This window comes from Ochrobactrum sp. BTU1, assembly GCA_018798825.1.
GTDB lineage: Bacteria > Pseudomonadota > Alphaproteobacteria > Rhizobiales > Rhizobiaceae > Brucella.
In genome coordinates this window covers 105,340-119,970 of sequence record CP076357.1, presented here as the reverse complement: position 1 = coordinate 119,970, position 14,631 = coordinate 105,340, and the positions used below count along the sequence as shown (strand labels likewise).

The following is a 14,631-nucleotide window of genomic DNA, read 5'->3' as shown; positions in this document are numbered from 1 at the left end:
GCCATGCCTGAAAAACGAAGCCTCAGGGATCAAGAGCTGCTTTTGGATGTTGTCAGCTTCTGGAAGCAGGCCGGTTCTCAGGGAAGATGGTTCGACAAGGACAAGAACTTCGATCGCAGCTTTCGTGAACGTTTTCTCAACCTCCATATGAAAGTTGCCGAAAGACAGTATGACAGCTGGATGAAAACGCCTGAAGGTGGACTGGCACTCCTCATCCTAACTGACCAGTTCCCACGCAACGCATTTCGTGGCACCGGGCATATGTATGCAACGGATCCGCTTGCTCGTCACTATGCCCGGTTCGCTAAGGCGGCGGGGCACATGGAGCACATTACGGGAGATCTGCGCCTGTTTTTCTGTCTTCCGTTCGCTCATTCGGAGGAAATGGCCGACCAGGACATCTCAGTGGCTCTCAACGGCAGGCTGGGAGAACCCTGGCTGTCGCATGCGGAGGGCCACCGGAACATCATACAGCGGTTCGGTCGTTTTCCGCACCGAAACTCCATACTTGGACGAGAGACCACGCCAGATGAAGCGGAATTTCTCACGAGTGGCGGCTTTCAGGGATAGCCCTGCGTCTTCACGCCCTTTGAGCCAGAAAATGCCTAGACCATCCATAGCTCCGGTCTGGACACAAGACCGATCGGCGCCATGGAATGCGTTAGAAGCGGCCGAGACACTCAGGAAATCTCAGGCTACCCGTGAACTACGGCTGGCGCTGCCGAATGGGTTGTTGTCTCACGAGCAACGCGTCGAGCCGGTGCGCGGGTTCTGTCATCGGGCATTTGTTGATGCCGGGATGGTGACGGATATTGCGTAGCACGCACCGGGTCGTGAGGGCGATGAACTCAATCATTATGCGCAAATTCTGCTGACGACGCGCGAGATCGGCCCGGAGGGTCTTAACCGGGATTGAAATGCGGGGCATCGTCTGGAAGCCCGGCGGAAGCTTTGGACGCTGGACCTCAATGCAGCGCCGGAGAGCTACGGCCTCGGGGGCGCGACCATCGAACGCTGAAGGTTCAGCGCGATGAAGCGTTTAATTTGGCACATGTTGCAGGGACACAGGGTGATGTGCATACAGAATTTGAGCAGATGGTGCGAGGGGGGTGGCCGCACCGGGAACCGTTACCCCAGGTATCTAGCGGGGCTTGGTATCTCAACGAGCGTGGCGACGACGTGGAACCAGTAGTCGAGCGGCGGCGGAACAGTCTCGCAGCCCAGAAAATCAAAGAAAGGTCCCCAGAACTGGCGTGTCTCGTGCGTGACGGGCTGGAACATGCCATTGCCCATGTGAAAAATCTGACGGAACGGGTGCGACAAGCTGCAGTTGGCTTTGACCTCAGCGGCTATAGTGAGCGCGCCCGCGATCTGGTGCAAGGCCTCCGGATTGAGGATAGGGCCGATTACAGCAGGAAGCCGAACTCCTGCGCCAGAAGCAGATCGAGCAGGAGCATAAGCGGCTGGTTTATGATCATGGGCTGAGCCTGTAGAGTGAATTCATACCTACTCTGGCAACGCTACCCCCGCCTCCCATCACGAGTTTGAATGGCGCGGAAGCGCGGTCAGCGTTGAAATTGCGGCCCATAAGCTGGGATATTTTTCAAATTGTATGCTTGCTATCCTTACTCAGTGTTTAACCGCATTGGGAGAGTAGCTATGCGCGAATTGACAATTGAAGAAATGATGATGGTGTCAGGCGGCGGAAGCTTGGATGCTAAAGATGGTGCCAACTATGGAGGTAATAGTGGCTGGGGTGGTCGTACTGGTGCAGCTGCAGGAGGTGTTGCGGGAAATGCAGCAGGCTCCGCTCTTGGCGGGCCTTGGGGAGGCAGAATAGGAGGTGCATTAGGAGCCCTCGCCGGATGGGGAGCAGGCAACTCTATTGAAAACAGCATCAATAATGGGGGAGAGCCAGATTGGGGTAGATTCACTCCTATGGGGGATTGTGGCGGCGGATCATCCTCAATTAGCGGCGGTCGCGAGAAAGGGGGCGGAGATAGCGGTGGTCGTGGTAATAAGTAATATTATGTTTTATTATTATGCAAGCATTAATATATAACTTGCCTTGGTTATTAATGAATTCATTAATAATTCTTTTTTACCCATATGGATTAGAGGTAGATAGAAAGTGGTTATATCTTATTTCATTATTGTCTCCATTTATTTTATCCATCACATGGGACTTAATATATAAATATTTTATACAATAAATATTAATAAGGAATTCTATGTTCCTTATTAATATAATTATATATCCAAAGTAAAAGCTAACTCGCAAGCCGCTTCCCCCAAAGGCGGGTCTCCAACGCATGCTAGCGATCACAATTAGCGCGTAGATCATCGTTGGCGGCGCGCATCGTTTTCAGCATTTTGCGCAGAACAGCTATTCTGGTCGAATTTTGGACACAAATGACTTACACCGGATAGGAGACTGACCCTCTCATCCTCTGTCACGACAGATAGCATCGGCCTTTGAATGTCTATGTTGCTCTACAACCACAATCAGCGAAGAGACAAGGAGCAAAGTAAAACCACGCAACCAAATCGGAGGAATTGGTGCTGGTCGAGCGCGTCAGTTCTCCGTCAAAAACTGTTCCGCAACGCTGCGAATACCTTCACTATCCAGCTTGTAGTGCGCATAGAGGTGGGAGGGCGGCGCAATAAGACTACATTCGTCATAGATTCCATGACGTTTGAGTTTCACACCCGCGCCTTCGTCAGCCAGAACTTCGGCAACAGCAGCGCCGAGCCCACCCACTACGTTGTGTTCCTCCACGGTCATCAGTTTCTTAGAACGCACCGCAGCAGAGAGGATCGACTCCCGGTCTAACGGTTTGATTGACGCCATGTCGATCACCCCGATAGAGCGACCCTTGGCATTCATCACACGGGCAGCCTCAAGCGCGCCGTGAACAGCCATACCGCAAGCAATGATCGTCAGCTCTTCCCCTTGAAGGTGTTCATGTGCCTTGCCAAAAGTGAAAGTCATATTCTTGTCGTAAACAACTGGATACCGACCTCGACCGATCCGGAAATAGATCGCACGATCATGATTGCCCGATGCGCGAATGGCTGCTTCCAACTGGGCACCACGGATCGTTTGGTTGACGTGATTGAGGAAGGGTTTGATGCTGTCGTGCGAACAGGCGAAATTCGTGATACGAGACTAATGAGCCGTAAGCTTGGAACGTTTAAACATCGGATTGTCGCTTCACCAGAATACCTCAAGCAAAACGGCACGCCTGTTATACCCGAGGATCTTCTACATCATAGATGTATGCATCATCGCTATGCAAATTCGGGAAAACTGGAACCGTGGCCACTGATAGTAGGTCAAACCGATATCCGAATTACACTACCTGTGACGACTGCCGCCAGCACTCTGGAACCGCTTATTCACCTCGCGGAAGGCGGCTTTGGGATCACATGCTTGCCAAGCTTTGCAGTCGAACAGCAGTTTGCAGAACGCAAGCTGGTTCCGATACTCGATGAATACATAATTGAAACAGGCATCTTCCGTGTTTTATGGCCCACGAACAGATATTTATCACCCAAAATTCGGGGGTTCGTTGACTTCATGGCCAGCAATCTGTTCATGACAACGAAGCAAAGCAGTTAAATCGGAATGCGGGCAAAGACCCAGTCAGTCATAATGCCAGTTCTCCCTAACCAGTGCTTCGTTAATATCAGGTACCGCACCAATTAGCATTTTCGTTTAAGCGTGAGTTGGAATCCCAAAGACATTTTCCACCGCACCCTGTTCTACAGAACACCATGGCGCAAAATGCCAACACGACCTGCCATCTGCCTCACAACTGCTAAATTGTGGCTTACTAGCAGAAAAGTAAGATTAAATTCAATCTGCAGCGAGGTCATCAAATCCAGAACCTGGGCCTGAACCGAGACGTCGAGTGCTGATGTCGGTTCATCGCAAATGATGAAACGTGGACGGCTGGCAAGTGCTCTTGCGATGGCAATGCGTTGTCTTTGTCCGCCGGAAAACTCGTGCGGATAAGTATCAAGCCTTCGTTCGGCATCCGCAATTCGAACCTCCGCAGAAGCCCTATTGCGTGGTTACGTGCAACCGATTGCGAGAGGGAAAAATGGCGGCGTATAGTCTCGATGAGTTGCCGTCCAATTGTATAAGGCGGATTGAGACTAGAAAGAGGGCCCTGGAAAACAGTTCCGATTTTTTTGCCGCGTAAACAACACGTTTCTGCTCAAAACTTCATCAGTGCACCGCAGCAAACATAATGTCTTTCTCAGTGACCGCAAGTGGTGAAAATTCTTCAACAATTCGCCCCTGGCGACAAACCAGAATGCGATCAGAAAGGGCCAAAATTTCTGGCAGATACGATGAGATAACTATAACAGCCAGCCCCTGATCTGCAAGACCTTCGATCAGGCTGTGGATCTCCGCAATAGCTCCCACATCAACGCCCCGTGTCGGCTCATCAAAGATAATGAGTTTGGGCTTCTGCACAAGCGCTTTGCTGATGACAACCTTCTGCTGATTGCCGCCCGAAAGTTCAATAACCTGAGCTTTTGAATCAATACTCCTGATGGCGAGCTTACCTCTCCAAGTATCAGCGAGCACCTTCATTTCCTTGTAGCTCACAACAGGCAGTCGCTCTAAACCAGCAGCCAGAAGTCCCGCATAGAGATTTTCAGCGATTGACATGGTTTCAAAGAAGCCATCGACTTTGCGGTCTTCGGTGACATAAACGATCCCGTCCCGCACGGCATCACGCGGCGTTGTGTAACGCACCGGCTGTCCGCGGTACTCGATGGTTCCGCCACGCAGAAAATTGCGTTTGAAAACTCCGGCAATGATCTTCGCCGTTTCTGTTCTGCCAGAACCAACAAGCCCGAAAATGCCAGTCGTCTGTCCCTCGAATACTGAGAAGGATGTATTGCGAACCATCGCCCCCATAGACACATCTTCTACCGAAAGAATTCGCCGACCACCAGTGCGAATTGCCCTGCGTAGCTGAGAACCCTCGACAGGTTTGCGACCGATCATTGCCTGAACGATCTTTGCCTGGTTCAGATGGACCGTCTTGTCCGTGATCACTTTCTGACCGTCACGCATGACAGTGATGCGGTCCGAGATGAGCAGTGCTTCCTCCAGGGCGTGGCTGATGAAGACAATAGTCACCCCGCGTTTTTTTAATCGTCTGATAAGCGCGAAGAAATGTTTGCGCTCTTCGGGTGTCAGAGTGGCGGTTGGTTCATCAAAAATGATGATCCTGGCATTCAACCGCACTGCGCGCGCAATCTCTACCATCTGACGTTTTGCAGCACCAAGCGTTGAAACATTGGCAGTGGGATCAACTGTAAAATTTAGCGATTGAAGGAATTGTTGTGCCGCAATAGTAATACCGCGCAAACGATTGAATGCCTTCTCATCACCGAGATAGAGGTTCTGGGCAACAGTCATCGAGGGTACAAGGCTCGTTTCCTGAAACACCATTGCGATACCATTTCGCAAAGCATCGGCAGGGCCTGAAAACTGCACTTCCTTTGCGTCCAGGATAAGCTTGCCCGAACTCGGCTCAACTACACCGGCAATCAATTTGCTCAGCGTCGATTTTCCGGCTCCATTTTCTCCAATTAGCGCATGCACTTCACTCGAGTGAAGGTCGAAATCAACTGCATTAACGGCCACATTGCCGTGATATGACTTCGTGATCGCTTTGGTTTCCAGCAAAACTGTCATTGTCCATCACCGTTACCGAGCTCGATAATCAAATCAGCTCCCTTCAAGGTTGCAAGCACCGACGAGCCCACATTCAGTATCGATGTCAATCCGTGGCGGGTTCCATCAGAACGGCTATGAAAACTTTGCTCCGGCAGGTATTGGCTATCGAGCAGAACTGCCAGACCGTATGAACGCGATGGCGCCCAAGGCTTATGTACGCCCATCGTGCGAACCGAGCCGCATTGCAATGGCGCAAGAAAGTCGGAGCCAGCAGATAGGGCGGGAGCAATCCAATACTCGCGCTCAATCGTTGCAAGCATATCGCGACGGAAGGCTTTCTCCTGCAATACAAACTCGATCAGACGATTTCGCGGTGCAAAGACAGATAGCCAGAAACCATCATTTTGAGCAGGCGACAGTTTCCCCGGGTAACCCGGAATTCTGGTCAGAACCGGAACTAATCCCGTTCTGGCGTCGATGCGAATAATGCGGTGTGCAAAAGCCTCACTGACGTGGATCGAGCCATCACGGTGAGCCTGAACGCCCGATGGCCATGCAAGCTTGTCTGCCAGAAGACAGGCTTTTCCAGAGACAATATCAAGTGTCCACACAGATCCGCTCGCCTGTTTGGTCATGAGAGCCACAACCCAGTCAGACGGCGCATATGTGGCAGAGCCCACTGTTACGGCGATGGTTGTCGCGTCAATCACCGACACAGCAGTTGGACAGCAAAGATTGGTTGATCCGAGTCGGTCGAAGGTCTTGCCGTCATGGACACCACCATGGACGAGAAGCTTGCCGCTATCAAGCGCAACAATGAGCGCGTCATCGGAAAGCGCCGCCAGCGCGGAGATTTCGGCATCGTAACAAGCGATCTTCTGCACTGTGGCGCCAGTAATTTTGAACACCGAAGCACCGGATGAAAATACAGGCTCTCCCGACCAAAGAACGAGATTATCCGGCTCTTTATGCGAATGGACTACAGGGGCATCATCAAGCGCACTATTTGGTTTGTATGCACCGTCATAGGGAGGAATCGTAATTGCCTTGCCACGGAAGGGATCAAAAAGGCGGTCAATGAAACTCATTTTGCACCGTTCCAATAAGAGTTCCAGCCTGTCCAGTCAGGATCAGCTCCGTCAATCCGGATGCGACCAATCCGGTTATTGAGGATACCGCCAATATAGAGAAAGCCTTTGTGCTCACGCATGGATGTCACCATTGGGTGGCTTGCACCGCCAATATCGCCAAGTGTTGCAACAACAGCGCCAGTTTCATCAAATTTCACAACACCACCCGTGTTGATATTGGGAAACAGCCAATCATCCTGCGGAAGACGCCGCGTCATGCGTTTGCGCATCGCGGGATTGCGCAACGCAAGATCGAAACTTGGTGTGCGCATACCCAGCCACGCCATCCAGTAAGTGCCATCGGAGGCACGATTGATATTATCTGGATAGCCCGGCATGTCGCGGATAACTGTTTCGAGGGTGCCCGCCTTTGGTCCCTCAATCCAGTAGCGATGAACCGAGCACGCCCACGATTCCGCCAGGAATAGCGACTCGCCGTCATGGGCTATGCAAACGCCATTGGCATAGCGGAGGTTTTTAAGGACTGTCCGTGTTTTGCCGGTCTTTGGATCAAAAACCAACAAACGTCCGGTGGGTCGGCTCTCAATTGAATCCAGAGCCCAGTCGTGCGCATCATAACGCGTCGTTGAATCCGTAAACCAGACCCGACCATGACGATCTATGTCGCAATCATTCGGATCACGCAGACGCGCATCGTCAATAACGGAAAAAAGGGAGCGGCCAGTCTCCGTTGATAATTCACTGACCACCCCATTCTGTGCAACAGAGTACAAACCCATAGCACCCACGCACGACTTTATCGATCCGTCACGGTCGATGGCCAACCCCAGCGGAAAGCCGCCAATATGAGCAAATATCTCAGATCGCTTATAATCAGGTGCAAAATAACGCACGATTTCACCATGTCGGGTGCCCGCATAAAGATTATCGTCCCGATCCAGAACTACATCTTCCGGACCCTCGACTTCACCAATACCGATCGCTTCAGCACTCGCCAGTGAATTGTTAAGCGCGTATGGCGTGCCCGATCCGGGAATCGCCGACACGGCCGATTGCATCCGATGGTGCACAGGTGCCACATAAACCTCAGACACGACCTTGTGGCGGTTCTTGAGCCATCGAACGTCGAAAACGATCGCAAGAGCCAGCAACAATCCCAGTATCATCTGATTGGTACCCGTTCCCGCCCCGATGCGTATTAATCCGTTGTTGATGAGCAGAACGGCAACAGCACCCATAAAGCCCTTTGCAATGGAACCACGTCCACCACCAAGACTGTTTCCGCCCACAACAGCAGCTGTCAATGCCAGCAATTCCAACCCAAGCCCCGTTCCTGGCCCGGCTCCAGACAGCCTTGCAGCAAACAGATAACCGGCTATGCCACACGCACCTCCGCAAACAACATAGGTCAGGAAAACTGTACGCCGCACTGGAATGCCGATATTGAATGCAGAACGTCGAGCGCCGCCAACTGCACTGATGTGCCAGCCAATGCGCGATCGGGTAATGATCAGATGTGCGAACGCCGTAAAAAGCAGAGCGATCAGCGCACTCACAGGAAGGCCCCATAGGGTACCCATACCCATCCAGTCAAAGCTATCAGAATAGACTGCAGAGCTTTGGATCTGTTTACCGTAGTGAATGATCAGAATATCATAAATCGAACGACCGATGATGAGCGTAACAAGGGTTGTGAGAAATGCGCGCAGACGAAGATAACCAATGAGGAAACCATTGAACGCACCAAACAATGCCCCCACTCCGATCGCGGCGATAAATGCAAGCCAGACAGGCCCCTCCCCAATGTAGATGATGGCGAGTGCGGCAAAAGCTGCTAGAGCGAAAATAGACCCTACCGACAGATCGATCCCGCCTCCGATGATAACCACCGTTAGACCGATAACGACAATCAGAAACTCTCCCAGTTGCCGTGATGTATCAAGGAGACTGCCCGCGGTAAAGAAGCCTGGAACAAGCACACCGAAAATTCCAACCACCGCGATAAGAAAGACAAACGGAACCAGATTATCGGCCCAGTTCTTAACGAGAATTTCTCCGGCGAGATGGTCCGGTATCCTGTTGTAGCGAAACCGCGCTAGCGCTTCTCTCATTTTCATTCGATGTTTCCGGCTTTCCGAAAGGCAATGTCTGTCATCTACTCCCCGCTATTGGAGCCGGGATGCATACGCAAAAATAGGAAAGCACAACGCAAGAAAGGCTGTGCTCTCCATCGTTGTAACTTTACGTCTTCGCCGCTTCGATTGCCTTTTGGCTCCAGCAGACGCCAGGCGTCAGATCACCTTTCGTGCGGGCTCGTTCGAGTGTGTAGAGGTATCTCGCCTTATCACCGGGCTTCTCATTGCCCTGTAGCAGAAGCTTTATCGCGGTTACAACATCGTGCGACTGACGAACCAGCTCGCTGGTTACAATAGCACCGAATGTACCATCTTCCAGCAGGTTGCAGTCGATTTGTTCGCCGCCACCGGTGGTCACAAGAAACACTTTGTCTTTTAGACCTGCATCACGAATGGCAGCAGCAGTTCCCTGCGCGGTAGCGTCCCAAAAATCGATAATGCCGCAAACGTCAGGATTTTGCTGTAGCAGGGTGGTGGCTGCATTGCGAGCGGTGGTCGGATCCCAGTTGGAATCTGGCTGACCAACGATCTTAAATTCAGGGTTCTTTTCAAGGACGGCCTGCACACCTGCCCATTGATCGAGGCTCGATGCATTAACCTGATCCCCCTGTATAACGCCGATCTTCTTGCTGGAATTTGGTCCACAACCTTTAATAACGGCTTCTGCTTCAAGTTCTCCAAGCTTCTTCCAGTCTGAACCAGCAAAAACGTCAGACGCAAAGTTCGATGGGTTATCCAGTTGAATTACAAAAATGCCTGCATTCTGTGCCCGTTTATAAAGGCGGCTGTAGGAGTTGATGTCAGGTGATTGTACGATCAACACATCTGGTTTGTTCGCTGAAGAAATCAGATCTGTAATTGCCTGCGCGCCAGCATCCACGCTCCAGTTCGGATCGCGTGTCTCCCAGATACCACCGAACGCTTTGACTTCTTCACCAATAAAGTAGTTCCACCCCTGAGCAAGATCAAAGCCCATTGTCATTGGTACAAGCACAACGCGCTTGCCCTTAAGCGCATTCTCATAAGCAACAGGTCCGGCATTGTCCGCATCCTGCGCGGAGCTTGCGAAAGCTCCCACAGCCAACACCATCGTCGCGGACAGAGCAGCAAGTAAACCACGCTTCCATAATTTCATTTTCCAACCCTCTCTTCGATGGACCGCCAAGCGCGCCCCAAGTTATAAATGTCAGATGTCGCCTTGCTGGCTGGTCTGTTCATCGCGTGGGTTGAGACGTCCATCGAGAATGATTGCAGTCAGCAAAATTGTTGCTTTGATCAAATTCTGATAGATATTGGGGAGGTCGAGGATAGTCATACCGTTGAGAAGAATGCCAATCAACAGAGCACCGACCAGAACGTTGCGCATCCCGCCTTTCCCTCCCGAAAGGCCAATGCCGCCAATCACCACGACCAAAATGACATCATAGAGCAGCGTTGAATTCACGATGCGGGTATTCATGCTTTGTAAGCTGACAGCTGTGGCAACTCCTGCCACCCACGCCAGTAGAGCACTAATGACGTATTTCAGAAGAGTGAGCGGTCGCACGCCAATGCCCATGGTTCGCGCGGCCTCATAGTTATCGCCCATGAGGTAGAGGAACCGTCCCGGTTTTGTATATCGGAGAAAAAGCCAGCCTGTGATCAGCAGACCAAGAAAAAGTAGCACATCAAGCGGAAGCCCCACCAGCCGAGCCTGTCCAAGTGAGAGAAGCATCAACGCATCCTGCGGTATGGCAATCACATCTTGCGTCAATATCTGTGAACGAACGAAACCAAAGCCAAATGCGCTTGTGGCGAGCGTCGCAAAAAGCGCCGGGACACTAGCATAGGCAACCAGAAACCCATTGACCAAACCGATAGCTACTACGACCAGAAACACTATCGAACTTGCGGCTAGCAGACTCCAACCATAATGTAACAATTCAAGTTGAAGCGCCGTCGCTATCACCATCACAGCAACCATGGATAAATCGATACCACGACCGATAACCACCAGCCCCATGCCAATAGCGAGAATGCCCAGCACTGAAATACTGCGTATAATTGCTATAAGATTTCCCGTTGTCCTGAAACCTTCAAGGCTCAAGGCAAAGCCAGCAAACAATGCTACAGCCAAGATCAGAACAATTTTTTCCTGACTAACAGATTTTGAAATGCCAGATGACCACGACAATCGTGCGACCTTTCACATGCTGAAACAGTCGTTTCAGACCGTTAGTCGGCGCCCAGTTGGACTTCAACCATCGCGGTAATTGAAACTCTTACTGGATCATCAATAGCCGGTCGAGGTCGATGCTTGCAGGCAGCTTTTTCTATCTTAATGCCAAAACGAGAACAATTTTTCGCCAAACAGCATCGCGAAGGAAACAGGTCGTAAACCATGTCTTCGGCCAACGAACCAACGCTGAGATTATCCGTTTCAGCTAGTCACATCAAATTCTGGATCAACAGGAATAGACAAGGCTGTGACAATCCGATTGGTCTCCGATGCCATTCCTATAACGGCAAGCAGATCACCATACTGCGCGTCAGTCATTCCCTTGGCGCGCGCAGCAGCCGTGTGGGAATGAATGCAGTAATTACAACCGCTTGCAACAGACACAGCAACATAGATCAGTTCTTTTGTGAGGGGATCCAGCGCTGACGGCGCAATCATTACTTCTTTCAAACTTTGCCACGTCCGTTCGAGGGTGAGAGGATCGTTCGCCAGACCCCGCCAGAAGTTATTTACGAAGTCTGATCCTCGAACTGCCCTGATATCGTCGAATACGGCTTTAACGCGTGGTGATTTCTCAGCATCACTGTCAGTCCAGAGCTTCACCGTCGTCATCTTCTTCACCTTAAATTTCTGCAATCACCGTTAGAGGTTATCGCAAACCAACCACATCAGCCAAAACCGGAATCTAGCTTCATGCACAGAATGTCTGAATCGATCAGATATTGCCTGCTATTTTGAAGCGCAGCGCATCATTGATGAAGCTCTTTTCGCCTAGCTCACTCTCATTCGAACCAAACGGTAGCTGCGCCCGCAATCTCCAATTTTGCGGAATATCCCATTGCTGAGCAACAAGGCTGTCGATCACAGGATTATAGTGTTGCAGACTTGCCCCAATCCCGACAGTTGCTAAAGCAGTCCAAACTGAAAACTGCGCCATTCCCGATGATTGCTCAGAAAACTCAGGGAATTTGTCCGCATAGAGCTGATAGGTCTCCTGCAGCTCACGAACAATTTGCTGATCTTCGTAGAAAAGCACCGTTCCTGCTCCAGATGCAAATCTCTTTATCTTCGCCTCAGTTGGTTGAAAAGCATCTGTAGGCACGAGTGGTCGCAACGCCTCTGTCACGATATCCCAAAATTGAACGCTCTCAACCCCATAAAGAATGACGACCCGAGAACTTTGAGAATTAAAGGTACTGGGCGCTTGGCGAACAGCTTCTTGAATTATGCTGGTGATCTCGGGTTGAGACAGCTTTACGTTCCTACCAATGTTGTATTGGCTTCGACGACGGCGAAGATGAGCGATAAAGTCATGGGCCATTACAGTTCTCTTTGCAGGTAAACAGGATTTGGTTTCAGATAAACGCTGAACGGGTAGTCGGAGGTGGATAAAACTGACAGGTTGACCCGCCCCGGGCAAAGTAGCGATGTAATGATTTACGGCACGAATGGGGAATTTTTTTCCAAATTACGCACTTCCAGCGCTTATCTTATTATACCAACGCGCTCAAAGTGGAAAGGACGCATAATTGGTGGTCGTCCTTAACAATTGAATTGATTCAGACTCAAATGCAACACCAAGAAGAGCAATATGAGGATGCCGTATCTGCAGCTCCTAAACATAAATAAAACATTCAATAGCAAGACCGGCGGAAAAACTGTTACCGTTGATGAAGTATCGTTGTCAGTTTATGCAGGGACAACTTTCGGGTTAGTGTGGGAGTCTGGATCAGAGAAGACCACAACGGCCCGTATTGCTGCACAGCTCGAACGTGCTAGCAGTGGAAGAGTATTGAGCGGCGGACGAGATATTAGCGCTCTGCGGGGACGCGACATTTTTGATATCAGGCGCAAGATTCAATTCGTGCACCAAAACCCATTCAGCTCGCTCGATCCAAGATTTAATGTCGCCGAGTTTATCATGGAGCCCTTACGGGCTTTCCGTATTGGCTCACGAAAGGATCAGAGGAACCGTGCGGAAGAGCTCCTTGCACAAGTAGCCCTCGATCATAGTTACCTCTCTCATCGTACAAGAGAGCTGTCGGGCGGCCAGCGGCAGCGTTTTGCTATTGCAAGAGCATTAGCTCTGCAACCTGAGCTGATTATTCTGGACGAACCAGTATCGGCGCTGGATGTTCTGGTTCAAGATCAAATATTAAGGCTATTGCCGCGACTACAGCAGCAAATGGGATTGACATATCTTTTCATATCCCATGATCTTGCAGTTGGTGTTATGCAAAACGGAAAACTTGTTGAAGTCGGTCTGACAGAGGAATTGTTTTCATCACCAAAACACCCCTATACAAAACAGCTGCTAGATGCCATTTCGGAATGGGCCAGAGTATAGAGCCGCCAATCGATATTAAGGAGAAACACAGGGATGAAACCTGAGCCCATTACCCTTGCGCCAGAAGATGCATCTGCTCGCAAGGCGATCAAGCCTGTGATCTGCTACCCCGTCGATACACTTCCGCGCCCGGATCTTGCAGCCTATCGGGCGCTGCGCGATGAACTGGAATTTGTTGAACGCACCGTCGTTCCGGTTAGGGATGCAGCTTGCTGGAAGGTGCCTGCAGGACACTTCTGCCGCATCATCTGTAGCGAAGGTTCGCAGGTGGGTGACCTCAACCTGTTCAACACCAAAAATCTACGTGAACGACTGTATACGGGCAAGACACGCGCGCTCAATGGAACGCATGTCGGCCCGGGGGATCAACTTTTCTCAAATATGCCATATCTGCGTCCCATTGCAACGATCACGCATGACACGCTGGATTGGTACGGCTTCGACGAATTTGGTGGCTCGGTACACGACGTCATTGGAACGCGTTGTGATCCGTATACCCACAATTTGCTAAGCGATGGCGGCCAGTATCATCATTGTTGCCACTCCAATCTGACACGCGCCTTTGCCAAAGAGACAGGCAAGTCGCTTGAAGAGGCTGGCAACTTTGTTCACGATGTACTCAACGTTTTCATGTGCACAGGTTTCACGCGGGATACAGGACAATATTTCATGAAAGCAAGCCCTGTTCGCGCCGGGGACTATATCGAATTCTTCGCTGAAATAGACTTGTTGGGCTGTATGTCAGCATGCCCCGGCGGCGATTGCTCTTCAGAGCATTCATCCGATACTGCCGCCTGTTATCCGCTCATCGTTGAAGTCTACCGGCCCACGCGTAAACCTGAAGGCTGGCTCGCACCAAAAATCAACGGTTATGATGGGACGCACGGCTACTGACACTTGTAAATAGCGTTAGCTGAGCCAACACCCGCGGACATTTCGCGGGTGCTTGTTTAAACGACAGCATGTTTGAAGGCAAATCTTCCGTGATTGCTGCACACTCAATTCTCCAGATAACCAGTCAACATTCCCGGCCTCGATTCAAGTCCTTCGAACCACGCATTTATTGCATCGAAAAAATGTCCTGTACACTGGACCAGACCGAAGGCATGATGCACTTGAGCTAGTTTTTCCAATAT

Annotated in this window: 16 protein-coding genes; 6 read left to right on the top strand and 10 right to left on the bottom strand. The window is 50.8% G+C overall.

All coding sequences use genetic code 11. From position 1 onward, the window contains the following. The first annotated feature begins 3 nt into the window (after positions 1-3). Together KMS41_24190 and KMS41_24185 are read left to right on the top strand one after the other, a co-directional pair. Positions 4-570 carry a DUF924 family protein gene (locus KMS41_24190; protein QWK81840.1) on the top strand — a complete coding sequence of 189 codons (567 nt, stop codon included), beginning with the start codon at positions 4-6 and terminating at the stop codon, positions 568-570. A gap of 31 nt (positions 571-601) precedes the next feature. Further along, the gene (locus tag KMS41_24185; protein ID QWK81597.1) at positions 602-820 is read left to right on the top strand and encodes a MobA/MobL family protein; all 219 of its coding nucleotides are present in this window, start codon (positions 602-604) and stop codon (positions 818-820) included. A gap of 308 nt (positions 821-1,128) precedes the next feature. Here the strand turns inward: KMS41_24185 and KMS41_24180 are convergent, their stop codons facing one another. Further along, positions 1,129-1,380, bottom strand: coding sequence for a hypothetical protein (locus tag KMS41_24180; protein QWK81596.1), 252 nt, complete (start codon positions 1,378-1,380; stop codon positions 1,129-1,131). Positions 1,381-1,659: 279 nt separating this feature from the next. On the opposite strand from KMS41_24180, the gene KMS41_24175 reads away from it, so the two are divergent. Beyond that, positions 1,660-2,025 carry a hypothetical protein gene (locus KMS41_24175; GenBank protein ID QWK81595.1) on the top strand — a complete coding sequence of 122 codons (366 nt, stop codon included), beginning with the start codon at positions 1,660-1,662 and terminating at the stop codon, positions 2,023-2,025. A gap of 550 nt (positions 2,026-2,575) precedes the next feature. Here KMS41_24175 and KMS41_24170 read toward each other — a convergent pair. Further along, positions 2,576-2,992 (bottom strand): hypothetical protein, encoded by a 417-nt coding sequence (locus KMS41_24170; GenBank protein ID QWK81594.1) that lies wholly within the window; start codon positions 2,990-2,992, stop codon positions 2,576-2,578. Here KMS41_24170 and KMS41_24165 point away from each other — a divergent pair. Continuing rightward, complete coding sequence (locus KMS41_24165; protein ID QWK81593.1) at positions 2,966-3,622, top strand: hypothetical protein; 657 nt, start codon at positions 2,966-2,968, stop codon at positions 3,620-3,622. The two genes, KMS41_24170 and KMS41_24165, sit on opposite strands and share 27 nt — an antisense overlap. A gap of 143 nt (positions 3,623-3,765) precedes the next feature. Here KMS41_24165 and KMS41_24160 read toward each other — a convergent pair whose 3' ends face one another. The 8 genes from KMS41_24160 to KMS41_24125 form a co-directional block, all read right to left on the bottom strand. Further along, the gene (locus KMS41_24160; GenBank protein QWK81839.1) at positions 3,766-4,047 is read right to left on the bottom strand and encodes an ATP-binding cassette domain-containing protein; all 282 of its coding nucleotides are present in this window, start codon (positions 4,045-4,047) and stop codon (positions 3,766-3,768) included. Positions 4,048-4,234: 187 nt separating this feature from the next. Beyond that, entirely contained in the window at positions 4,235-5,722 is a 1,488-nt protein-coding gene (locus tag KMS41_24155; protein QWK81592.1) for a sugar ABC transporter ATP-binding protein, read from the bottom strand. Beyond that, positions 5,719-6,792: a hypothetical protein gene (locus KMS41_24150; GenBank protein QWK81591.1), complete on the bottom strand. Its 1,074-nt coding sequence runs from the start codon at positions 6,790-6,792 to the stop codon at positions 5,719-5,721. The genes KMS41_24155 and KMS41_24150 overlap by 4 nt, the downstream gene beginning before the upstream one ends. Continuing rightward, positions 6,789-8,912 carry an SMP-30/gluconolactonase/LRE family protein gene (locus KMS41_24145; GenBank protein ID QWK81590.1) on the bottom strand — a complete coding sequence of 708 codons (2,124 nt, stop codon included), beginning with the start codon at positions 8,910-8,912 and terminating at the stop codon, positions 6,789-6,791. Before KMS41_24145 ends, KMS41_24150 begins: the two co-directional genes overlap by 4 nt. A 124-nt stretch (positions 8,913-9,036) precedes the next feature. Beyond that, complete coding sequence (locus tag KMS41_24140) at positions 9,037-10,065, bottom strand: sugar ABC transporter substrate-binding protein (protein QWK81589.1); 1,029 nt, start codon at positions 10,063-10,065, stop codon at positions 9,037-9,039. A 51-nt stretch (positions 10,066-10,116) separates the two neighbouring features. Next, complete coding sequence (locus KMS41_24135; protein ID QWK81588.1) at positions 10,117-11,103, bottom strand: ABC transporter permease; 987 nt, start codon at positions 11,101-11,103, stop codon at positions 10,117-10,119. Between the two features lie 246 nt (positions 11,104-11,349). After that, entirely contained in the window at positions 11,350-11,760 is a 411-nt protein-coding gene (locus tag KMS41_24130; protein ID QWK81587.1) for a carboxymuconolactone decarboxylase family protein, read from the bottom strand. 103 nt (positions 11,761-11,863) lie between these two features. Then, complete coding sequence (locus KMS41_24125; protein QWK81586.1) at positions 11,864-12,469, bottom strand: nitroreductase family protein; 606 nt, start codon at positions 12,467-12,469, stop codon at positions 11,864-11,866. A gap of 276 nt (positions 12,470-12,745) precedes the next feature. Between KMS41_24125 and KMS41_24120 the strand changes: the two genes are divergently transcribed. Both KMS41_24120 and KMS41_24115 read left to right on the top strand, forming a co-directional pair. Further along, on the top strand, positions 12,746-13,495 hold the full coding sequence (locus tag KMS41_24120; GenBank protein ID QWK81585.1) for an ATP-binding cassette domain-containing protein: 750 nt from the start codon (positions 12,746-12,748) through the stop codon (positions 13,493-13,495). 33 nt (positions 13,496-13,528) lie between these two features. Further along, the gene (locus tag KMS41_24115; protein QWK81584.1) at positions 13,529-14,389 is read left to right on the top strand and encodes a DUF1989 domain-containing protein; all 861 of its coding nucleotides are present in this window, start codon (positions 13,529-13,531) and stop codon (positions 14,387-14,389) included. Positions 14,390-14,631 lie beyond the last annotated feature (242 nt).